General features: G+C 68.8%; 17 protein-coding genes. 15 read left to right on the forward strand and 2 right to left on the reverse strand.

Annotation, left to right across the window (positions count from 1 at the left end; all coding sequences use genetic code 11):
* Positions 1-55: 55 nt before the first annotated feature.
* The 12 genes from ACESMR_RS07780 (at position 56) to ACESMR_RS07835 (ending at position 16,537) form a co-directional block, all read left to right on the forward strand.
* The gene (locus ACESMR_RS07780; protein ID WP_373046483.1) at positions 56-769 is read left to right on the forward strand and encodes a hypothetical protein; all 714 of its coding nucleotides are present in this window, start codon (positions 56-58) and stop codon (positions 767-769) included.
* Positions 770-1,756 carry an NAD(P)H-dependent flavin oxidoreductase gene (locus ACESMR_RS07785; RefSeq protein ID WP_373046484.1) on the forward strand — a complete coding sequence of 329 codons (987 nt, stop codon included), beginning with the start codon at positions 770-772 and terminating at the stop codon, positions 1,754-1,756.
* Between the two features lie 442 nt (positions 1,757-2,198).
* Positions 2,199-2,708, forward strand: a complete 510-nt coding sequence (locus tag ACESMR_RS07790) for a GbsR/MarR family transcriptional regulator (protein WP_373046485.1) — start codon at positions 2,199-2,201, stop codon at positions 2,706-2,708.
* Positions 2,709-2,749: 41 nt separating this feature from the next.
* Positions 2,750-3,457, forward strand: coding sequence for an ABC transporter ATP-binding protein (locus tag ACESMR_RS07795; RefSeq protein ID WP_373046486.1), 708 nt, complete (start codon positions 2,750-2,752; stop codon positions 3,455-3,457).
* Entirely contained in the window at positions 3,457-5,547 is a 2,091-nt protein-coding gene (locus tag ACESMR_RS07800; RefSeq protein WP_373046487.1) for an ABC transporter permease, read from the forward strand. The genes ACESMR_RS07795 and ACESMR_RS07800 overlap by 1 nt, the downstream gene beginning before the upstream one ends.
* Positions 5,548-5,550: 3 nt before the next feature.
* The gene (locus ACESMR_RS07805; protein WP_373046488.1) at positions 5,551-6,894 is read left to right on the forward strand and encodes an ABC transporter permease; all 1,344 of its coding nucleotides are present in this window, start codon (positions 5,551-5,553) and stop codon (positions 6,892-6,894) included.
* 35 nt (positions 6,895-6,929) lie between these two features.
* The gene (locus tag ACESMR_RS07810) at positions 6,930-7,703 is read left to right on the forward strand and encodes an outer membrane lipoprotein-sorting protein (RefSeq protein WP_373046489.1); all 774 of its coding nucleotides are present in this window, start codon (positions 6,930-6,932) and stop codon (positions 7,701-7,703) included.
* A complete protein-coding gene (locus ACESMR_RS07815) occupies positions 7,700-9,304 on the forward strand; it encodes a hypothetical protein (RefSeq protein WP_373046490.1) in 1,605 nt (534 codons plus the stop codon). The genes ACESMR_RS07810 and ACESMR_RS07815 overlap by 4 nt, the downstream gene beginning before the upstream one ends.
* A 133-nt stretch (positions 9,305-9,437) precedes the next feature.
* Positions 9,438-9,719, forward strand: coding sequence for a hypothetical protein (locus ACESMR_RS07820; protein ID WP_373046491.1), 282 nt, complete (start codon positions 9,438-9,440; stop codon positions 9,717-9,719).
* A 264-nt stretch (positions 9,720-9,983) separates the two neighbouring features.
* Positions 9,984-10,268: a hypothetical protein gene (locus ACESMR_RS07825; RefSeq protein WP_373046492.1), complete on the forward strand. Its 285-nt coding sequence runs from the start codon at positions 9,984-9,986 to the stop codon at positions 10,266-10,268.
* A 240-nt stretch (positions 10,269-10,508) separates the two neighbouring features.
* Positions 10,509-11,537, forward strand: coding sequence for a hypothetical protein (locus tag ACESMR_RS07830; protein ID WP_373046493.1), 1,029 nt, complete (start codon positions 10,509-10,511; stop codon positions 11,535-11,537).
* A 95-nt stretch (positions 11,538-11,632) separates the two neighbouring features.
* A complete protein-coding gene (locus ACESMR_RS07835) occupies positions 11,633-16,537 on the forward strand; it encodes a hypothetical protein (protein WP_373046494.1) in 4,905 nt (1,634 codons plus the stop codon).
* A gap of 76 nt (positions 16,538-16,613) precedes the next feature.
* On the opposite strand, the gene ACESMR_RS07840 is transcribed toward ACESMR_RS07835, so the two are convergent.
* Positions 16,614-16,922 carry a Smr/MutS family protein gene (locus ACESMR_RS07840; RefSeq protein ID WP_373046495.1) on the reverse strand — a complete coding sequence of 103 codons (309 nt, stop codon included), beginning with the start codon at positions 16,920-16,922 and terminating at the stop codon, positions 16,614-16,616.
* Between the two features lie 131 nt (positions 16,923-17,053).
* Between ACESMR_RS07840 and ACESMR_RS07845 the strand changes: the two genes are divergently transcribed.
* The 3 genes from ACESMR_RS07845 to ACESMR_RS07855 are packed head-to-tail and all read left to right on the forward strand — an operon-like array spanning position 17,054 to position 19,437.
* Positions 17,054-18,259 carry a sigma 54-interacting transcriptional regulator gene (locus ACESMR_RS07845; RefSeq protein WP_373046496.1) on the forward strand — a complete coding sequence of 402 codons (1,206 nt, stop codon included), beginning with the start codon at positions 17,054-17,056 and terminating at the stop codon, positions 18,257-18,259.
* A 3-nt stretch (positions 18,260-18,262) separates the two neighbouring features.
* The gene (locus ACESMR_RS07850; RefSeq protein WP_373046497.1) at positions 18,263-19,006 is read left to right on the forward strand and encodes a hypothetical protein; all 744 of its coding nucleotides are present in this window, start codon (positions 18,263-18,265) and stop codon (positions 19,004-19,006) included.
* A complete protein-coding gene (locus tag ACESMR_RS07855; RefSeq protein ID WP_373046498.1) occupies positions 19,003-19,437 on the forward strand; it encodes an MYXO-CTERM sorting domain-containing protein in 435 nt (144 codons plus the stop codon). The genes ACESMR_RS07850 and ACESMR_RS07855 overlap by 4 nt, the downstream gene beginning before the upstream one ends.
* Positions 19,438-19,685: 248 nt before the next feature.
* On the opposite strand, the gene ACESMR_RS07860 is transcribed toward ACESMR_RS07855, so the two are convergent.
* Positions 19,686-20,966 (reverse strand): acetyl-CoA hydrolase/transferase family protein, encoded by a 1,281-nt coding sequence (locus tag ACESMR_RS07860; RefSeq protein ID WP_373046499.1) that lies wholly within the window; start codon positions 20,964-20,966, stop codon positions 19,686-19,688.
* Positions 20,967-21,156 lie beyond the last annotated feature (190 nt).

Here is a 21,156-nt window from a genome sequence, read left to right on the forward strand (position 1 = left end):
CCCGCCGCCATGGGAGGATGATTTCGCCTGCCGCAGGCGCTACATCGGGAGAAGCATGGCAGCCCCCCTGGACATCCTCCGCGCGGAAGCGGCGGGCCTCGGCCTGCAGATCCAGCTCGGCCTCGGCCCCCGCTACGACGAGCGGGCAGGCGCCGGCCTGCGGCTGCGCGACCTCGCCCCCTTCGCCAGGGGCGGCCTCCTCCTCCTCTCCGGCGGGCCGGCCTTCTTCGACCGCTTCGCAGCGGCGGGTCCCCACGCAGGCGCCGATCCCCTCGACGACTGGACCCGCGCGCTGGTCGAGCGCCTCCTCGTCCCGCTGCGCACGGCGGGGATCGAGGCGCAGGCCCGCCATCCCTTCGTCGGCGAGGCGGCGCCCCTTCCCTTCCAGCGCATCGGCGCTGCAGCGGGACTCGGCGCCCCCGCGCGGATCGGCCTCACCCTCCACCCGGTGCACGGTTCCTGGATCGCGTACCGGGCCCTGCTCCTCCTTTCCTGCCCGGTCGAGGAGCATCCCCTCCCGGCCTTCACCCCATGTGAGAGCTGCGCCGCGCCCTGCATCCCGGCGTGCCCTGCAGGCGCCGTGGCCACGGGGGGCTGGGATGCTGCAGGCTGCAGCAACCACCGCGTCGACCACGGCGACCCCTGCGCGTCGGGCTGCCACGCCCGCCTCGCCTGCCCGGTCGGCGCCGACGCCCGCTACGGCGACGAGGCCCTGCGCTTCCACCAGGCAGCGAGCTTCGCCACCGCCAGCGCCTGGCGGAATCCGTAGATGATCGAGACCGCCCTCACCCACCTCCTCGGCCTGCGCCTCCCCGTGCTCGTGGGGCCGATGACCGCCGTCTCCGACGAGCACCTCCTCGTCGCTGCGGCGGAGGCCGGCGTGATCGCCGGCGTGCCGCCCCACAACTACCCGGGCACCGACGCCTTCGGCGCCGCCCTCGGGCGGATCCGCAAGGCCACCCAGGGGCCCTTCGCGGTCAACCTGGTGGTCAACCGGGTGAACCCGCTGCGCAGGCGCCAGCTCGAGGTCGCCCTCGAGCACCACACGCCCCTCTTCGTCACCTCCCTCGGCGATCCGACCGAGGTGATCGAGCAGGCCCATCGCAGGGGCGCGAAGGTCTTCTGCGACGTGACCACCGCCGCCCACGCGGAGCGCGTGGCCCGCGCCGGCGCCGACGGCCTCGTCGCAGTGGTGGCAGGCGCCGGCGGCCACACCGGCCACCTCTCGCCGCTGGCCTTCGTGCCCTGGCTCGTCGATCGCTACGATCTGCCGGTGGTGGTGGCAGGCGCCGTCGCCGACGGCAGGGGGCTCGCCGCCTCGCTGGCGCTGGGCGCTGCCGGCGTGCAGATGGGAACGCGCTTCATCGCCGCCAGCGAGTGCGCCGCTGCGCCGGGCTGGAAGGAGGCGATCCTGCAGGCAGGCCCCGACGACGTCCTCTCCACCGAGCGCGTCTCCGGCGTCACCGCCAACTACCTGCGCACGCCGGAGCTCGAGCGGCTCGGCGCCTCCCTCGGCCTGCCGCTGCAGATCCTCCTCCGCTCGAAGCGCACGGCGCGCCTCACCCGCAAGGCGATGATGGCGCTGGCGGCGACGAAGATGGAGCGGATCCGCAGGGGCGAGCGGGCGCTCTGGAGCGCGGGCCACTCCGCCTCCCTCGTCGGCGCGGTGCAGCCCCTCGCCCGGATCCTCGACGAGCTCGAGCGCGAGTATCACGCAGCGGTGGCACGCCTGCCCCCGCCCCATCCGCTGCACTGAGCGCCCAGCGGGGCGCTCCAACGTAAAGCAATTTGCGCGCGAAGCGCGCCTCTGGACCGCTTGGTCCCGCGCCAGCGGGGCCGAGTGGTCCAGATACAAGCGACGGCGATCGGTAACCTCCGCCCGCACCGCTCGTCGGCCCTGCAACCATCTTGCGTACGGCCCGTGCAGAAAACCGCACTACTTCCGCTCCCGGGCTTCGCGGCACGATTGGTTCGCGTTCGCGCTTTTCCGCGGCGCCACGTGCGGGACTCGCCGGAGACGGCTCGAGCCGCGAGGGGGTGGCGCCGCGGAAAACGAGGGGGGACGCCGCGTGGCCGGGGGCCGCGCGGTCGTACAGGCCCCGGCGCGCCGGTGGGGGAACCGGCACGTCGGGGCCTCTTTTTGCCGCCAGGGTTCAATCTTGACTGAACGCTCGAAACGAATCATAAGCCGAGGTCCCATGCGAGCGACGATCGACACCGACGAAAAGCAGCGCGCTCTCGCCTTCGCGGAGAAGACCGGCCTCCTCTGCGAACAACTGGGCCTGCCGCGGATGGCAGGCAGGGTGGTGGGGTGGCTGCTGGTCTGCGATCCCGCCCACACCTCCCTGGTCGAGCTGGCCGAGGTGCTCCAGGCGAGCAAGGGCTCGATCAGCACCTCCACCCGCCTCCTCGAGCAATTCAAGGTGATCGAACGGGTCACCTTCCCGGGCGACCGGCGCGACTACGTGCGGATGATCTCCGGCGCCTGGGAAAAGATGATGAACCGCTTCGAGCAGGAGAGCCGGATGATGCGCGACCTCGCCGCGGAGGGGCTCGCCCTCCTCGCCGACGCGCAGCCGGATCGCCGCGGGCGTCTGCAGGAGATGCACGCGATCTACGAATTCCTCCTCGAGATGTCGCCGCTGCTGGAGAGCGAGTGGCGCAAGCGCCAGGCGGAGAAGCGCGCCGGGGGCAACTCGAATTCCTGATGGTTCGAAGCTCCGGCCCAGGCCGGAGCCACGAGGTAGAGATGGGCGCAATCGTCGAAGTGAAGGACGTGGTGAAGGAGTACCCGCTGGGCAACCTGGTGGTGCAGGCCCTCCGCGGCGTCTCCCTCGAGTTGCAGCAGGGCGAGTTTGCCGCCATCGCCGGCCCCTCCGGCAGCGGCAAGACCACCCTGCTCAACCTGATCGGCTGCGTCGACGTGGCCACCAGCGGCACGGTGCGGGTGGCGGGCCAGTCCACCGGCGAGCTCGACGACGGAAAGCTCACCGCCCTCCGCCTCCACAAGCTCGGCTTCATCTTCCAGTCGTTCAACCTGATCGCCGTGCTCGACCTCTACCAGAACGTCGAATTCCCGCTCCTGCTCCAGGGCGGGCTGACGAAGGGCGAGCGCGACCGCCGGGTGCGCGAGATGGTGGAGAAGGTGGGGCTCACCAAGCAGCTGCGGCAGCGCCCCAGCGAGCTCTCCGGTGGCCAGCGGCAGCGCGTGGCCATCGCCCGGGCGCTGGTCACGCGTCCCGAGATCGTTCTCGCCGACGAGCCCACCGCCAACCTCGACTCGAAGACCGGCACCAACATCATCGAGCTGATGAAGGAGATCAACGCGGCGGAGAAGACCACGTTCATCTTCTCCACCCACGACCCCAAGGTGACCGACCGCGCCGACCGCGTGATCCGGCTGCAGGACGGCCTGATCGTCGACGACGGAACCGGCGCCCGCGTGGGAGCTGCGTGATGGGCGGCATCTCCCTGGGCCTGCTCCTGCGCATCGCGATGCGCAGCCTGGTGGGCCACCGGATCAAGGGCCTCATCGTCGGGACCATCCTGGCGTTCGGCACCTTCCTCGTGGTGCTGGGCACCACGCTCCTCGACAACGTGGAGCGCTCGATGGAGGAGTCGATCACCGGGTCCCTCACCGGCCACATCCAGCTGGTCTCGAAGAACGCGAAGGACGAGCTCGCCTTCTTCGGTCCCGCCGCAGCCTCCGACCAGGATCTATCGGTCATCGCCGATTACGACCGGGTCAAGAAGGCGATGCTCGCCCTCGACAACGTCGAGGCCGTGATCCCGATGGGCCGGCAGATGGCGCAGGGCGTGGTGGGCAACGAGCTCGACGAGAACCTCGAGGCCCTGCGCGAAGCGGTGCGGGCGGAAGACGAGTCCCGCGTCGCCGATCTCTCCGGGCGGGTGAAGCGGATGGTCTCGCTGCTCCTGGTGGAGCAGCAGAACGCCGCCGAGATCGCCTCCGATCCGGCGGAGCTCGAGGAGGGCATCGGGCACCTGCGCCGCGGTTCGAGCGACGCCTTCTGGGCCGATTTCGGCGCGGATCCGATCGCTGCGCTCGAATTCCTCGACACGAAGGTGGCGCCGCTCTCCACCACGTCGACCGCGGTCTTCCTCCCCTACATCGCCACCGACCTGGACGCCTACGCGGAGAAGTTCGAGCACTTCGAGATCGCCGACGGCGAGATGGTGCCGCGGGGCCACAAGGGCTTCCTCTTCAACAAGACCTATTTCGAGGAGCAGGCGAAGAACAAGGTCGCCCGCCACCTCGACAAGATCCAGGAGGCGATCGAGCTCGACGGCAAGACCATCGCCGGCGACCCGCTCCTCCAGGAGCAGATCGAGCGGGGCAAGAAGCAGACCCGCCACGTCACCCAACAGCTCGGCCCCGCCGACGCGGTGCTGGTCGAGGCGGAGCTGCGCAAGCTCCTGCCCGAGGTGAAGGGCGATCTCGACGCGCTGCTCACCACCTTCCTCGACGTGGACGACGCCAACTTCGCGGAGCGCTACGCCTTCTTCTACGAGGTGATCGCGCCGCGCGTCCGTCTCTACCGGGTCAAGGTCGGCGACACGGTCACCATCCGCGCGCTCTCGCAGGACGGCTACATGCGCGCGATCAACGTGAAGGTCTACGGGACCTTCAAGCTCAAGGGGCTGGAGCGCTCCGTCCTCGCCTCGGTCTACAACCTGGTGGACCTGATGAGCTTCCGCGACCTCTACGGCCTGATGACGCCCGAGAAGCGCAAGGAACTCGACGCCATCCGCGCCGACGTCGGCGTCGCCGACATCGACCGCGCCTCCGCCGAGGACGCGCTCTTCGGCGGCGACGAGGAGATGGTGGTGGAGGCGGATCTCGCCGGCGGCACCATCGACGTGGACGCGGCGCTGGCTGCTGCGGCGAGCGCCCAGGCCCGGGCGACCGACACCTTCGATCCCGCCGACCTGGAGCGGGGGATGACCCTGCATGCAGCGCTGCTGCTGAAGGATCCCGCGCGCCTCACCGAGACGATGGCGGCGATCGAGAAGGCGAGCGACGAGCAGGATCTCGGCGTCCGCCCCTTCACCTGGCAGCAGGTGGCTGGGATCGTGGGCCAGTTCATCCTGGTGATGCGCGTGGTCCTCTACGTGGCGATCGCGATCATCTTCGCCGTGGCCCTGGTCATCATCAACAACTCGATGGTGATGGCCACCATGGACCGGGTCGGCGAGATCGGCACCATGCGCGCCATCGGCGCGAGGCGGCGCTTCGTGCTCACCCTCTTCCTGCTCGAGACGCTGGTGCTCGCGCTCATCGCCGGCGGCGTCGGTGCCGCAGCAGCCAGCGGCCTGATCGTGCTCCTCGGCAACGTGGGCATCCCCTCCGCCGGCAACGACGGGCTGATCTTCCTCTTCGGCGGACCGGCGCTCCACCCGGAGCTGGTCGGATCGAACCTGGTCCTCGGCCTCGCCGCCATCGTCACGGTGAGCCTGGTCTCCACCCTCTATCCGGCGCGCATCGCCGCCCGCATCGCCCCCGTGGTCGCGATGCAGTCCCGGGAGTAGCCGATGGGCATCTACTTCGTCGTGGCGCTCCGCAACCTGCTGCAGGCCAGGCGGCGCACCTTCTTCCTCGGCGCGGCGCTCTCCATGGTGGCGGCGCTGCTGGTGCTGCTCCTCTCGCTGGCGCAGGGGCTCACCGACAACATGGTCCATTACGCGACCACCCTCGCCTCGGGCCACGTCAACATCGGCGGCTACTACAAGCTCAGCCCCGGCGACGTGGCGCCGCTGGTGCAGGACGTCCCGAAGATCCGCGCGCTGGTGAAGGAGGAGGTCCCCGAGTCGGTGATGGTCCTCGACCGCATCCGCGGCTGGTCGAAGCTCGTCAGCGAGACGGGCGCGATGTGGACCAGCCCGGTGGGCATCGACCCCGCCGAGGAGGGCCAGCTCATCGCCGCGCTGCAGCCGGCGCGGGAGAGCGCCTACCGCAAGGACGGCGGCGCCGCCACGCCCGGCGACCTCGGCAAGATGGGCCAGGAGGGGACGATCGTGCTCTTCGCCTCCCAGGCGAAGAAGCTCGAGGTCGGCATCGGCGACCAGATCACCGTGGTCGCCGAGACCACCCGCGGCGCCACCAACTCCGGTGACTTCACCGTGGTGGCGATCGCCGAGGACATGGGGATGATGAGCCAGTGGAACGCCTTCGTGCCGAAGAGCGCGCTCCACGACCTCTATCGGACCGCCAGCGACACCACCGGCGCGGTGATGATCTTCCTCGAGGACATCGCCCAGACCGACACCGTGCTGGCGCGGCTGCAGAAGGTGCTGCCGGCGCGCGGCTACACCGTGCTCGAGCACAAGGCCGAACCCTTCTGGCAGAAGCTCGAGCAGCTCCCCCACGAGGACTGGACCGGCGCGCGGCTCGACCTCACCACCTGGGAGGACGAAGCCTCCTTCCTCAAGTGGATCATCACCGCCTTCAACGGCATCTCCTTCTTCCTCGTCGGCGTGCTCCTGCTCATCATCGTGATCGGCATCATGAACACCATGTTCATGAGCGTGCGGGAGCGGACCGGCGAGGTCGGCACGCTGCGGGCCATCGGCATGGGCCGCGCCAGCGTGCTGGGGATGTTCCTCACCGAGGCGCTGATCCTCGGCCTCGCCGCCTCCACCGCAGGCGCGCTCGTGGGCGGCGGCCTCGCGCTCGCCCTCGACGCCGCCGCGTTCTCCGTCCCCTCGGAGGCGGCGCGCATGGTGCTCCTCAGCGACACCATCCACCTCTCCGCGCAGGTCGCTCACGTGGTCGGGGCCGTGTTCGTCTTCACCCTGGTGACCGCGCTCTCCGCGCTCTATCCCGCGTACCGCGCGGCGAAGATGCGCCCCGTCACCGCCATCCAGCACGTGAGCTGAACGGCCGCACGAGAACCGCGGCAAGGAAACGAACGATGCACAAGCTCCTCTTCGCCCTGGCGGCACTCGCCGTCGCGCTCCCGACCACCGTGCAGGCGCTCACGCCGGCGGAGACCCTCGCGCTGCTGAAGGAGCAGGACCTGCGGCAGCAGCAGACCGGCGACTACCAGGCGCTGGCCTTCATCGAGCGCAAGGAGAAGGACAAGAACGATCTCGTCTACGAGGCGGTGGTCTACCGCCGCGACGAGACCGACAAGCTCGTCATCCTCTTCCTCCAGCCGAAGGAGGAGGCGGGCAAGGGCTATCTCCGCATCGACAAGAGCATGTTCTTCTACGACCCCACCGTGGGGAAGTGGGAGCGCAAGACCGAGCGCGAGCGGATCGCCGGCACCGACTCCCGGCGGCAGGACTTCGACGAGTCCCGCCTCGCCGAGGAATACGACGCGAAGTGGATCGGCGACGTGAAGCTCGGGCGGCTCGAGGCCCACCACCTCGAGCTCAAGGCGAAGCCCGGCGTCGACGTGGCCTACCCGGTGCTGCAGCTGTGGATCGACAAGAAGGACCACAACCTGCTCAAGCGCCAGGAGTTCGCCCTCTCCGGCCGCCTGATGCGCACCCAGTACTTCCCCAAGTGGACGAAGCTCTACTCCGAGTCGAAGAAGGGCGACGTCTGGATCCCGAAGGAGCAGCGGATCTTCGACGAGGTGGAGAAGGGCAACAAGACCACCATCGTGATCCGCTCGGTGGACCTGAAGCCGGTGAGCGACGCCTACTTCACCAAGGCGTGGCTGGAGAGCAAGTCGCGATGAGCAAGCAGCGCCTGCTCGCCGCCGCATGGGCGGCCTTCCTCGCCCTGCCCGCTGCTGCAGGCGCCACCGAAGCGGCGGAGGACGAGGCCCGGGACGAAGCGATCTTCGGCGAGAGCACGGGCTCCACCGAGGACGCCTCCCGCGACGAGGAGATCTTCGGCGAGAGCACGGGCTCCACCGACGACGCCTCCCGCGACGAGGACATCTTCGGCGAGAGCGAGGGCTCCACCGTCGTCCCCGCCTCCACCCGTAGCGAGGGGAGCGGCGGCGACGGCCTGCTCTCCTCCTCGCAGATCGATCAGCGCCTCGACCTCGCCGGCGACAAGCTCGCCATCGGCGGCCTCCTCTACCTCCGCGCCCAGTACAGCGGCGCGGAGGGGACGCTGGTCGAGCGGGATCCGATCGCGAGCCCCAACCTCCTCGACGTCTATTTCGACGCGAGGCCGAACGACAACCTCCGTGCCTTCGCGCGGGGCCGCCTCACCCATACCTTCGCCGAGGGCCAGGCCACCGGCGTCGACACCGGCTTCGGCGGCGAGGCGAGCGGCGCCGACCTCGACCAGCTCTGGATCAACTTCAACCTCGAGCACCGGCTCTTCGTCACCGCAGGCCGCCAGCCGATCCGCTGGGGCGCCAGCCGCTTCTGGAATCCCACCGATTTCGTCAACGATCGGGTGCGCGATCCGCTGGCGATCTTCGACGAGCGCCTCGGCGTCTCGCTGGTGAAGGTCCACCTGCCGATCGAGTCGAGCGGCTGGAACCTCTACGCCATCGCCGACCTGGAGGAGGCCTCCACCGTCGAGCAGATGGGCGGTGCCTTCCGGGTGGAGAAGCTGATCGGCTCCACCGAGGTCACCCTCTCCACCGCGCTGCGCAAGGACCGGCCCTGGCGCGTGGGCGCCGACCTCTCCTTCCCGCTCTGGGAGTTCGACGTGCGGGCGGAGGTCGCCATGCTCTACGGCGACGAGCAGCGCTACTGGCGAGGCGACTTCGATCTCTCGTCGCTCGAGAACGGCGAGGCGACGCTGCAGGAGCGGGTCGCCGGCGTGAAGCTGCCCGAGGCGTGGGATCGATCGGACGAGTGGATCCCACAGGCGGTGCTCGGCGCCGACCTGGCGATCAAATACTCCGACGAGGACAACGTGGTCCTCGGCGCCGAGTACTTTTACAACGGCGCCGGCACCGACGATCCGGCGCTCTACCCCTGGCTCCTCTCCAACGGCTTCTCGCCCCTCTACCTCGGCCAGCACTACGGCGCCGTCTACGCCAACGCCACCGCCCCCGGGAGCTGGAACGACACCAGCTTCACCGCCAGCGTCCTCGGGAACCTCACCGACCGCTCCTTCGTCGGGCGCTTCGACTACCGGGTCCGGCTCCTCACCTACCTGGACTTCAACGCCTTCGTGGCCTCCCACTTCGGCGAGGCCGGCGAGTTCCGGCTCGCGATGCAGGTGCCGCGGGTCGCCGAGCTGGAAGGCGCCTCCGAGGAGCAGCTGGCGCAGCTGGGCCTCGGCCCCGCGATGGGCGCGATGCTCGCCAGCGGCGTGGACCAGCCCGCCCCGCTCCTCGAGCTGGGGGCCGGGCTGCAGTTGCGCTTCTGAAGCCAGGCCGTCCCGCCGAACGAGGCCCGCTCCGGCGGGCCTTTTTCATTTTTGCGTGCAGGCGAGCGAGCGCCTTTTCTCCCACCGGGCAGTTGTGCAAATTCTCCAACGCAATTTCCCGGAGGATCGACCCATGACCCGCCTGCTGCTCCTTGCCACCCTCGCCCTGCCCCTCCTCGCCAGCGCCTGCAGCGGCGCCGACTGCGAGGACGCCTGCGCCCACACCGTCTACGACTGCGGCTGGTTCAACGACGGCAACGACGACGACCGCTTCGACCAGTGCGTCGACGTCTGCCGCGACATGCGCCTCGAGGACGAGGAGAAGGCCTGCATCGCCGACCTCTCCTGCAGGGATCCCGAGTTCGGCGACTGCTTCGAGAGCGATCGCGACCGGAAGCGCTGGCCCCGCGACTGACCTCTTCGCTTCCCGTTCGGCGCGCCGGTCCCGTTCGGCGGGCCGAACCACCCGGTTTCGGGCGGCCGAACGTTTCTGCGTGGCGTAGAGCGATGAGGCACCCGAGGTGGGGAACTCTTCCCCCCCCGAGCGTGGCACGAGCGCTGCGCAAGACCCTTCTCGCAGGTGGCAAGGGAGCCACCGACCGAGGAGGAGCCGCCATGTCGCCTGGTACTTCACCGAGGAGAGCGACCTCGACCTGCTGGCCGGTGAGCACGGTGCCGCGTGGGCAAGGCCTGGGCCGGCGAGGGTTGCGACGCGCTGGCGGAGCGCCTCGGCACCGAGTGCGGCTTCTCCCGCGCCGATCGCGACGAGAAGCTCCTCGCCACCTGCGACCGGGCCCTCTCCGCCCGCATCCGGGCTGGGATCGCCCTGGCTCAAGTAGAGGGATCGTGTAGCAGCCCGGGGGCTGCCCCGGCTGCTACGCGATATCGCTATCGCTTCCACGTGCGATACGGCGGACGCAGGGCCCGTGATCGCAAGCCTACACGGAAAGTGAACGTCAGCTGATGTACGCAGGGCCCCGACCTGCACCTCCGGAGGTCGGGGGCCGGTGCCGTTCGGATTTTCGAACCGCTTGAACTTGCTTCGGTTCGGCCATCCGAACGAGTCCCTGCCCGGCCGTCTCTTGGGCGGGGCAGGCGTTCTTGCCAAACTTCGGATTGTAGGCTCTACTCCGCCGCCGCCCACCCATGGCACGTGCGCTGCAGTCTCGTGACGCCGCCACATGTCCATCCGGCTGAGGAAAGAATGACCGCAAGAAAGCTCCTCGTCGCTGCATCGATTCTCGCCTTTGCCCTCCCTGCCTACGCGGAGGAGGAGGCGAAGGAGGGCGAAGCGGCCACCAAGCTCGCTGCCGACGGCAGCGTGATCCGCGGCAACGCCAACTCTCCTTGGCGCGGCAGCTCGCTCACCTACGAGCACGTCACCAGCACGATCAGCTTCGACAAGGGTGCCGAGCTGACCTACAACCCCTATTACGCGCACACCCTGGGCGTCGCACCGCGCTACTACCTGCGCGACGACCTCTACGTCGGCGCCGCGCTCTCCCTCCAGCAGGAGCTCACCAACTCCGACTGGACCACCGACTACCGGCAGTGGATGTTCAGCGACCTGAACCTCAGCGCCGGCTGGAGCGGCTGGCAGGAGCCCGTCAGCCAGATCCGCGTGACCGGCTCGCTCGCAGTGGCGCTGCCGCTCTCCCTCGTGTCGCAGGCTTCGACCCAGATCCTCTCGGTCGCGCCCGCCATCCGCATCGCGCGCAACTTCGATGTCGGCGGGAACCTGAACGTCTCCTGGAACGGCCGGTGGACCCAGCGCTTCCACAGCGAGACCAGCCCCGTTCGCGACGACTGCGGCGACTGCAGCAATCCGAAGAGCCTCGGCTACCTCAACGCCTGGGGCGATTTCAGCACGGGCCCGAGCGTCGTCTACACGGTCATGCCGCAGCTCAACCTCTTCGCGGACATGCGCTGGAGCGAGTCGTTCCTCTACGACAACACCACCGGCACCGAGCAGGTGATGGACGTGGAGCGCAGCTACGGCGCGTCCGATTTCGCCGCCGGCTTCGACGGCCGCTACGGCAGCTATTTCGGCCTGGGCGCCAGCTACGACATCGTCGACGAGGCCACCGTCTCCGCAACGGTCGCCACCCCCTCGCCGCAGCTGGCACCGGACGGCACGCGGCGTTCGCCCTTCTTCAACCGTTTCACGCAGGTCGGCGTCGGCCTGACGCTGAACCTCGATCCGCTCGCGGCACGCGTGCTGCAGCGGAATTGATCCGTTTCGAGTCGTTTCGTTTCGTTTTCGAGAGCTGCGCCCGCGGGTGTCGAGCCCGAAGGCGTTCGTAGGGAAGGTACGGAGGTACCTCTTAGATGAGCAGGAAGACCACCATGTGGAAGCGAGCAACTCTCGTCGCGGCCGTCGGTACGGCGGCGCTGGCGAGCGGCTGCGCCGAAGAGCGTGAGCCGATCAGCTGGGTCCAGCCCAACGTGCTGGACAAGACCTTCTTCGTCGGCAAGGACCTCCAGGATCCTGCGGACGATCCCGAGTTCTACACCCAGGGCACCCTGATCGACGTCGGCTACGGCGCCTCGCAGAACGGCCTCTTCACCTCGACCTATGCCCAGCAGACGTCGCGGATGAAGTGGGTGATCACCGAGGACAGCCTCGTCGCCCGCCTCACCCACGAGCGCATCGAGGGTTCGGACGGCAAGGGCATCAAGGAGTCCGCGCTCCAGAACGAGGGCGTGGTCGTCGCCTCGTTCAAGATCCAGAGCCACTTCGACATCCAGAAGCAGTACAACCCGACCACCGGTGAAGAGCTCAACGTCATCGTCGAGAACACCACCGACCGGCCCTGGAACGAGCGGAAGTACTTCCGCGTCGATTGGTCGAGCAACGAGAACGTCGACGCCTACGACTTCGACATGCTCTCGATGCTCGGGATCTTCGGCGGCGTGAAGTACACGCCGATGAAGTACTTCATCAACGACCCGATGGACCCGAACGCGCCCCACTTCGCCACCGAAGAGGGCTACTTCGACGTCACCACCAAGGTCTTCGCCGAGCCGGGCGAGATCGATCTCCGCCGCTTCGGCTGGGGCATCGACTCCTTCCCCTCCTGCTTCCTTCCCGCCGACTTCCTCGGTGGCACCGCCCCCGCCGGCAGCTGCAACCCGGTGGAGCTCACGGTTCGCCACTCGTTCCGTCGCATCGAGCCGACGGACTACGAGCCCGCCGACTGGGACGGCCACCGCTTCCGCGCCTTCGGTGCCTTCACCGCCGAGCGCTACGGCTACACCCGTCGGTACGGCATGACCGACGACAAGTGGCACCGCTTCATCGCGCGCTACAACATCTGGGAGCGCAGCCACTTCTACGCCGACCCCGTGAACATGGAAGGCGCGATCGAGTGCTACACCGATCGCAGCTCCATCCCCAACCTCGACGACGATGCCAACGGCACCGCCGACGAGTGCGAGGGTGTGACCGCCGCCACCGGCCTCGCCGGCTCGCAGTGCGACACCTTCAACCAGAAGTGCACGCTGCCCTACCGCGCGCGCACCCAGAAGCCGATCGCCTGGTACTACACCACCGGCTCCAACCCCGAGTTCTTCGAGCCTTCGCACCGCGCGACCCACGACTGGGACGTCGCCTTCCGCTCCGCGGGCATGGTGGCGAAGTACACCGAGTGCGTCGCCACCGGCGGCGAGGCCGAGGCCTGCAAGGCCGAGTTCCCGGTCCTCGACGGCCAGCAGATCGACAACGACAACGCCACCTTCCTCGCCAACGAGGTCGACTTCTGCCGTGACAGCGGCAAGCCCGAGGCGGAGTGCGTCGCCCTCGCCGAGAGCATCGGCCAGGACCGCGGCTTCAGCGCCGGCGTGATCGCTCTCGCCAAGCGCCCCGAGGCCCTCGTCCTCTGCCACAGCCCCGTCGAGGCCAAGGACCCCGCCGCCTGCGGTGGCCCCCGCCTGCCCGAAGGCATCACCGCCGAGCAGTGCACCGAGGCGATGACCGCCACCGGCAACGCGATGCCCGAGTGCCGCAAGGCCCTCAACGCCCGCATCGGCGACCTGCGCTACCACCAGGTCAACGTGATCCAGGCGCCGCAGACCCCGTCGCCCTGGGGCATCATGGTCGACGCGGAGGATCCGCTCACCGGTGAGAAGGTCGCAGCCAGCGTCAACGTCTGGTCGCACGTCAACGACTTCATCTCGCAGTCGCTCGTCGACACCGCCCGCTTCATCAAGGGCGAGCTCACCGCGCAGGACGTCACCGACGGCACCTTCGTCGGCGACTGGGTCGGCGCGATGCAGGCCGTGGGCAACGGCAACGGCATGGCCCCGAAGTTCTCGAAGGCCGACCGCGAGAAGGCGATCGCCGACTTCTCGAAGGTCGACGTCGAGCAGCTCGAGGCCATCAAGACCTCCGCCATCGGCCAGGACATGAACCTGCGCCAGCAGATCCGCGACTTCGACCAGATGCTCCGCACGGACATCGTGGCCGACGCCTACGCTCCGACCACCAACGCGATCCACTACGAGGCCCGCCGCGAGCGCGCCCTCGGCAGCCAGGTCGAGGCGGAGCTCTCCAACATCTACATGCAGCAGCTCGCCGGCACCGCCGGTCTGCCCCTCACCGACATGAACCGCGCGTTCTCGTCGCCCCTGCGCGGCAACAACCCGGTGATGATGCGTGAGCTCCGCCGCATGAAGGAGCTCGCCCTCGCCGATCGCAACGCCTGCATGCTCTCGATGGCGGAGGCCCCCGCGCCGATCGCCACCGCCGACATCGCCAACCTCCTCGAGGCGAAGTTCGGCGCGTTCAACCCGAACGACAGCAAGGCCGTGCAGCTCGAGCGTGCCGAGCGGATGCGGAAGTTCCTCGCCCGCCGCATGCACTACAACGTGATGGCGCACGAGATGGGCCACTCGGTCGGTCTCCGCCACAACTTCGTCAGCTCTTCGGACGCGTACTCCTACCGCCCGCAGTACTGGCAGCTCCGCACCGCCAACGGCACGCAGACCGAGCTCTGCTCCGACTACGATGCGGACGGCGCGTGCGTCGGCCCCCGCTACTTCGACCCGATCACCCAGGACGAGAAGGACAACTTCCTCCAGATGTTCATGCAGTCCACCGTCATGGATTACGCCGGTGAGTACCTGCAGGACATGATCGGCCTCGGCGTCTACGACTTCGCCGCCACCCGCATGTTCTACGGCCACACCATCGCCGTGCACGCGGACACCTCGTACAACGTCGGCACCCCCCGCGGCACCGGCATGATCGAGAAGGCGGACAACTTCGGCGGCACCGTCGGCATCCAGTACTCGATCGGCGAGGACAACGACCCGTCGTCGAGCACCTCGATGCACTACTCGGCGCTGCAGAACGCCTTCCAGCTCATCAAGGATTGCGAGCCGGTCGATCCCTCCAAGTTCCAGCCCAGCACCTGGAACGAGGAGCTCGACGGCGAGTGGCACCCGACCTTCGACGGTTACATCGTGCAGGTCGGCGGCGAGTACACCCGCTGCAAGCAGCAGCCGGTGGACTACGTCCCCTTCCAGACCCTGCGCGCCGCCGTGCCGCGGGTGGAGTCGGGCTTCAACCGTGAGGGTCCGACCGTCGACAAGAACGGCCGCACCCGCGTCCCCTACGGCTTCGCCACCGACCGCTGGGCCGACCTCGGCAACCTCTCGGTCTACCGCCACGACAACGGCGCCGACGCCTACGAGCTCTTCGACTTCTTCATCACCAGCCAGGAGATGAACCACATCTTCGACAACTACCGCCGGAACCGGACCACGTTCTCCATCAAGGGCGCGGCCTACCGGACCCTCGGTCGGTACAACGAGAAGATGCGCGACGGTGCGAAGGGCCTCGGCCTGATGGCGAACATCTACCGTGATTTCGCCCTCGAGAACGGCTGGGACTTCAACACGCTGTGGCCGTTCATCGCCGACCTGAACTTCGGCGACAACATCATGGCTTCGGCCCTGGCGTTCGACCACTTCACCCGCCAGCTCGCTCGTCCGGAGCCGGGCCCGCACTACCTCCCGACCCGCGGCAACTTCAACGTCGCCGAGGACGGCGTGCTCCGCTCGGATCTCGACACCATCTCCAACCCGGGCCGCACCCGCGTGGTCGTGCCGAACGGCGCCACCGGCGTCTACGGGATGAACGTCTCCTACGGCGGCAAGCTCGTGGAGAACACGCTGGCCGAGGACCGCGACAAGGGTGAGTACGCTGCCGAGTACACGCTGAACGCCGGCTCGTACTACGACAAGGTCTTCACCCCGATGCTGATGACCGAGTCGTACGACAACTTCATCTCCGACTCGCGCCGCGACTTCACCGACCCGCGTTACCGCGCCGTCTCGATGGCCGACCTCTTCCCCGAGGGCTTCCGTCGCTGGCTCGGCAACAACCTGACCGGTGACGACCAGCTCAAGGGCGTCCGCGTGGCAGCCGACGACAACGGTCGTCCGGTCCTCGAGGACGGCACCAGCAAGTTCCCGAAGATGGGCCTTGGCTGGACCCAGTGGTGGCCGGTGGATGGTCCCCGCACCTGCTTCACCAGCGCGACCCTCGGTCTGCCCGGTGAGGGCTCCGGGAACTACCTGGCCTGCGACCAGGCTCCGGTGAACACCGCGGTCATCGATCCCCAGGTCGGCTGGGAGCAGCAGAAGTTCCTCATCGCCTCGACCCTGATGTTCCTGCCGGAGAACCAGAAGCAGTACTGGCTCAACCGCATGTGGGTCTGGGAGCTGGGCACCGACAACGATCCGGGCTTCCAGAACCGGATCGAGTTCCACGACCCGGTCGGCCGCATCTACGTGGCCAAGACCTTCGGCAAGGAGGAGATCTACGGCAAGGTCGTCGAGAAGGGCATCTCCGCTCGCGTCCTCGAGTACGCCAACGAGCTCCTCGCCAAGGCCTACGTCGTGACCCCGGTCGACAACACCGGTGACGGCGTCGCCGACTGGTACGAGCCGGTCTTCGACAGCGCTGGCCAGCCGGTCATCCGCTTCGATCCCCAGATCGCGGGCATCGACGAGAACGGCAACCTCGTTCGCAACCGCGAGGGTTGCAACGAGACCCTGATGGCCCGCTACGACGGTGGCGACGCGACCGCCCTCGACGAGATGAACTGCACCTGCGAGGAGAACGTCGCCTGCGACGCCCTCTCCAAGTACACCGCGGTGCCGTACTTCCTCCGCGAGGCGATCGGCGCCTTCGGTCTCGGCGGTCCGGGCATGAAGGGCATCTACTGATCGCAGCCTGATCGGTAGCTGAACCGTAGCGACGGCCACCCCGGCGATCCCGGGGTGGCCGTCGCCGTTCCTGCCGTTAGAGCGGGTGGAGCTCGACCAGGGTGGCGCCCCACCCGCCGGCGCCGATCCCGGCGGTGCGGAAGGAGCGGACCCGCGGGTCCTTCGCCAGCAGCTTCTCGACCCGGGCCTTCTGCATCCCGCTTCCCTTCCCGTGGATCACCCGGAGCGAGAGGATCCCCTTCTCCCTGCAGGCGTCGAAATAGCCGTCGAGGACGTCGGGCAGGTCCCGCGGCGCGAAGGTGTGGAGGTCCAGGGTCCCGTCGATCGGGACCTCCAGGGGCTCGGTTGCTTCGTCAGGCTCATCCGGGGTAGGTCTTTCGCTCATTCGAACCTCCCGGTTCGAGGTAGTGGACTGGGGTTCGGAAATCCGAACCCGGGAATCGTCCACGGGTTGATGGTAGGCTGATCCTCTGGCGGTCCTGCATGCGCTGCAAGGCCGTCGGGAAGGGGCAACGGATGGATCCAATCCTCCAGACGTGCGACCGGCTGGGCATCGTGGGCACGCGATTCCGCGAGGAGATCGCGGCGCAGGTCCAGGCCTCGGTTCTCGCGCGCAGGGGCCGCGACACCGTGCGTGTCACCGGCTCCACCGGCACGGGCAAGGAGCTCGTGACCGCGCTCGTGCACGAGGTGGCCCGCGAGCAGCTCGGCCGCAACGGCGAGCTCGTCGAGGTCAACTGCGGCAACCTGCCGGACCAGCTCTTCGAAAGCGCGCTCTTCGGCCACAAGAAGGGCGCGTTCACCGGCGCCACCGCCGACAACAAGGGCCTGCTCGAACGGGCGAAGGGCGGCACCCTGGTGCTCGACGAGGTGCAGAACCTCTCGGTCGAGGCGCAGGGGCGGCTGCTCCGCCTCATCGGCGAGCGCGAGTACCGGCCGGTGGGGTCCACCGCGCTGCAGCGCACCGACGCGCTCATCGTCCTGGTCTCGAACCTCGACCTGGTGCAGCTCGCAGGCGACGGCAAGTTCCGCCGCGACCTCCTCGACCGCGCCCCCGCGAAGATCGCGCTCCTGCCCCTCTGGCAGCGCCGCGAGGACGTGGGCGAGCTGGCGCAGCAGTTCGCCCTCGAGGCTGCGAAGGATCGGGGCTGGGAGGGCTTCGAGGGCTTCACCCGCCGCGCCCTCGCCGACATCGAAGGCGCCGTGGTGGCCAACGAGGAGAGCTCGGTCCGGCGCCTGCGCGAGATGGTGCGCGACGCGGTCTTCGCCGCGGGCGAGCCCGCGCCCGAGCTGCTCGAGAGCGCCGCCGTCGAGAAGGTGCTCGCCGATTTCTACGGCGCGAACCCGCTGGCGGAGCGCGGCGCGTGGGATCGCGAGGACATCGAGGATCGCTTCGACCTCGCCGTCGAGGCACAGGTGGTGCGCCACATCGCCGGCCTCCACGGGATCCCCGACGCCACGCTGCTCAAGCTGACCCGCGTGCTCCGGGAGCTCCGCGACTCGCTCACCGCCGGTGAGAAGCCCGTGCCGGACAGCTACCGGAACCTCATGTCGCGCACGAGCCTTGCAACCAAGGCGGCCCTCTGGGTCCTGAGCGGCGCGAACAACCAGAGCGAGTTCCGGAAGTTCTTCGGCAGCAAGAACCACGAGATGCCGCCCAAGAGCGTGGCCTGGCAGCTCTACCACGACGTCTTCGGCGACGAGACGAAGGAATCGAACTAGCCCATGGCTTCCGAGGTTGCAGAGTTCCGCAGCGAGACGGCCTACGACGCCCTGCAGGATGGGCTGTCGCTGGTCGTGCGCGTGCTCTCCGAGCCCGCTTCCGTCGAGGAGCTGGTGCTGGAGGGGGATGCGGATCGTGCGACCGTCGAAAAGCGGCTCCGCCGGCTCGAGCGCGCCGGCATCCTCAAGGTCGAGGATGGCAGGTGGCAGCCGGTGGCGCGGATGGTGGTCTCCTCCCGGCAGGAGGGCATGGTCACCTTCCTCTCGCGCTACATGCTGCCGAGCTTCGTGCAGCTGGTGCGGGAGCCGAACCAGGGCTTCATCGCGCAGCTCGACCTCGTCCTCGACGCCGAGGCGCAGCGGGGGCTTCGCGGCGGGCTGGTACAGGAATTGCTGAAGGAGTTGAACGCGCTGTCCGACGTGCCCGGTGGCCCCAGGCGGCCAGGTACGTTGGTGGTGGTGGGAACGTCCAACGTCCCGGCGCCGGCAGCAGCGGAAGATGATCGAATCCTCGAGACGGTGCGGCGCTGCGCGAGGCAGCGGACCGTGGCGTCCGAGGCGGAGCGGGCCGTGTTGACCTTCTACAGCGCCATGTACGCTGCCGATCGCCTCGGTGAGGCCGAGGCCCTCGTGCGGCGCGCGCTGGAGAAGGTCGCGTCCGGCCAGGTCGAAGGTCGCAAGCCCAACTACACGCTGGTGATCGGGTTCCGGGCGGACCTGCAGCGTGATGCTGGAGAATCGAAATGAAGCGGAACATGATGCTCGCCGCCGTCGCTGCCGTGGGGCTCTTCGCCCCCCTGCAGGCATCCGCAGGCGGTGTCGTGATCGACGGCCGCATCCGGCACGTCGGTTTCTTCCACCCCAGCTGGAACGGCGAGGGCGGGTCTGCAGCTTTCCACGGAGGCAGGGGCGGCTACGGCTCCGCTTCCGCATCCCTGGGCGCAGGCTCCAGCGAGACCGCCGAGCCTGCCGGCGAAGCACCGACCTCCGCACCGACCTCGAGTGACGCCGACGCCACGTTCGACGCCTACGAGATCGAGCAGATCCAGGCAGGCCTGATCAGCGAGGAAGAGGCGCAGGCCGGCTGCGGCGGCGCTTCCGCTGCCACCGGTCCCGCGGGCCTGCTCCCGCTGGTGGTCGCCGCAGGGGCGCTGCTCCGGCGCCGCCGCAAGGCGTAAGCGGCAGCTGTCGCGACGCAGGTAGAGAAGCGAGAGAGCGCGATGCCAGGCGCGCTCCGTTGCCGGCCCAGCCATGGGCCGGCATCGTCGTTCCTGGGGGTGGTTCGGGATGCAGAACCGGACCGTCCGGGTCGGCGAACCGGACGAACGGTGGTGGCTCCCCTGGCTCCCCTCCTGGCTCCCCTGCGACGAGAAGGGCCCCGGCACGTCGTGCGCCGAGGCCCCTCCGTCCCACGTGGGAGCGCCGATCAAATGCTGCCGAAGCGGCGGTGGGCCTCGCGCGCGAGGCTCTCGCGGTGGTCGGGGTGCGCGATGTCGATCATCGCCCGGGCGCGCTGCCGCAGGTTCTTGCCGTAGAGATGGGCGACGCCGTGCTCCGTGACCACGTAGTGGACGTGGGCCCGGGTGGTGACGACGGCGGCGCCGGTCTTGAGGAAGGGCACGATGCGCGACTCGCCCCGCTTCGTCACCGAAGGCAGCGCGATGATCGGCTTGCCGCCCTCGGAGAGGCCCGCGCCGCGGATGAAGTCCATCTGGCCGCCGATCCCCGAGAACTGCTTCTCGCCGATCGAGTCCGCCGCCACCTGGCCGGTGTAGTCGACCTCGATCGCGCTGTTGATCGCGGTGACCTTCGGGTTCCTGCGGATCACGGCGGTGTCGTTGACGTAGCTGATGTCCAGCATCGCCACGAGCGGGTTGTCGTCGACGAAGTCGAAGAGGCGCCGCGTCCCGTTGACGAAGCCGGTCACGATCTTGCCGGGGTGGATCCGCTTGGCCTCGCCGGTGATCACCCCCCGCTCCACCAGCTCGATCACCCGGTCGGAGAACATCTCGGTGTGGACGCCGAGGCGCTTGTGGTCCTTGAGGGCGACGAGGGTCGCGTCCGGGATGGCGCCGATGCCCATCTGCAGGGTGGCGCCGTCCTCCACCAGGCTGGCGACGTGGCGGCCGATGGCCAACTCCGTCGCACCGAGGGCTGGCGGCTGGTGCTCCGGCAGGGGATCGTCCACCCGCACCAGCGAGTCGATCTCGGTGACGTGGATGAGGCCGTCGCCGTGGGTCCGGGGCATGTTGGGATTGACCTGCGCGATCACGTGCCGGGCCACCTGCACCGCGGCCCGTGCTGCGTCGACCGAGGTGCCGAGGGAGCAGTAGCCGTGGGCGTCCGGCGGCGAGACGTGGATCAGCGCCACGTCGATCGGCAGGATGCCCCGCCGGAAGAGGAGCGGCACCTCGCTGAGGAAGACGGGCAGGTAATCCGCCCTCCCCTCCTGCACCGCCTTGCGCACGTTCGCGCCGACGAAGAGCGCGTTGAGTCGGAAGCTCTCCTCCATGCCCGGGTCCGCGTAGGGGGCGGGCCCCTCCGTGTGCAGGGCGGTCACCTCGACGTTCCGCAGCTCGGGGGCCCGGGCGGTCATCGCCTCGATGAGCCGCAAGGGGGTCGCCGCCACGCCGTGGAGGAAGACCCGGTCTCCCGATTTGATCGCGGTCACGGCCTCTGCGGCGCTCTTGTACTTGTCGTTCCACATTTCCGTCGTTGCTCCCTTCAGGCACGCGACTCGTAGCTCCGATCCGGGGGAACGCTAGCCACAAAGAGGGCCCGGCGGCACTTCGTCGCGAACGCGGCCTGTGGCCTGTGCGCAGGACTGGGCCGCGGCTGCCCGCATGGCCTCCGGACGAAGGTGCAGGCACGGTGACCCCAACGAACCCTAGCGTTGT

The organism is Vulgatibacter sp., from assembly GCF_041687135.1.
GTDB lineage: Bacteria > Myxococcota > Myxococcia > Myxococcales > Vulgatibacteraceae > JAWLCN01.

What these genes read in the sequence shown, in the direction of transcription:
- ACESMR_RS07785 (WP_373046484.1), top strand. Translation starts at nt 770, where the DNA reads ATGATCGAGACCGCCCTCACCCACCTCCTCGGCCTGCGCCTCCCCGTG.
- ACESMR_RS07830 (WP_373046493.1), top strand. Translation starts at nt 10,509, where the DNA reads ATGACCGCAAGAAAGCTCCTCGTCGCTGCATCGATTCTCGCCTTTGCC.
- ACESMR_RS07820 (WP_373046491.1), top strand. Translation starts at nt 9,438, where the DNA reads ATGACCCGCCTGCTGCTCCTTGCCACCCTCGCCCTGCCCCTCCTCGCC.
- ACESMR_RS07810 (WP_373046489.1), top strand. Translation starts at nt 6,930, where the DNA reads ATGCACAAGCTCCTCTTCGCCCTGGCGGCACTCGCCGTCGCGCTCCCG.
- ACESMR_RS07835 (WP_373046494.1), top strand. Translation starts at nt 11,633, where the DNA reads ATGAGCAGGAAGACCACCATGTGGAAGCGAGCAACTCTCGTCGCGGCC.
- ACESMR_RS07795 (WP_373046486.1), top strand. Translation starts at nt 2,750, where the DNA reads ATGGGCGCAATCGTCGAAGTGAAGGACGTGGTGAAGGAGTACCCGCTG.
- ACESMR_RS07855 (WP_373046498.1), top strand. Translation starts at nt 19,003, where the DNA reads ATGAAGCGGAACATGATGCTCGCCGCCGTCGCTGCCGTGGGGCTCTTC.
- ACESMR_RS07850 (WP_373046497.1), top strand. Translation starts at nt 18,263, where the DNA reads ATGGCTTCCGAGGTTGCAGAGTTCCGCAGCGAGACGGCCTACGACGCC.
- ACESMR_RS07805 (WP_373046488.1), top strand. Translation starts at nt 5,551, where the DNA reads ATGGGCATCTACTTCGTCGTGGCGCTCCGCAACCTGCTGCAGGCCAGG.
- ACESMR_RS07815 (WP_373046490.1), top strand. Translation starts at nt 7,700, where the DNA reads ATGAGCAAGCAGCGCCTGCTCGCCGCCGCATGGGCGGCCTTCCTCGCC.
- ACESMR_RS07780 (WP_373046483.1), top strand. Translation starts at nt 56, where the DNA reads ATGGCAGCCCCCCTGGACATCCTCCGCGCGGAAGCGGCGGGCCTCGGC.
- ACESMR_RS07845 (WP_373046496.1), top strand. Translation starts at nt 17,054, where the DNA reads ATGGATCCAATCCTCCAGACGTGCGACCGGCTGGGCATCGTGGGCACG.
- ACESMR_RS07860 (WP_373046499.1), bottom strand. Translation starts at nt 20,966, where the DNA reads ATGTGGAACGACAAGTACAAGAGCGCCGCAGAGGCCGTGACCGCGATC.
- ACESMR_RS07840 (WP_373046495.1), bottom strand. Translation starts at nt 16,922, where the DNA reads ATGAGCGAAAGACCTACCCCGGATGAGCCTGACGAAGCAACCGAGCCC.
- ACESMR_RS07800 (WP_373046487.1), top strand. Translation starts at nt 3,457, where the DNA reads ATGGGCGGCATCTCCCTGGGCCTGCTCCTGCGCATCGCGATGCGCAGC.
- ACESMR_RS07790 (WP_373046485.1), top strand. Translation starts at nt 2,199, where the DNA reads ATGCGAGCGACGATCGACACCGACGAAAAGCAGCGCGCTCTCGCCTTC.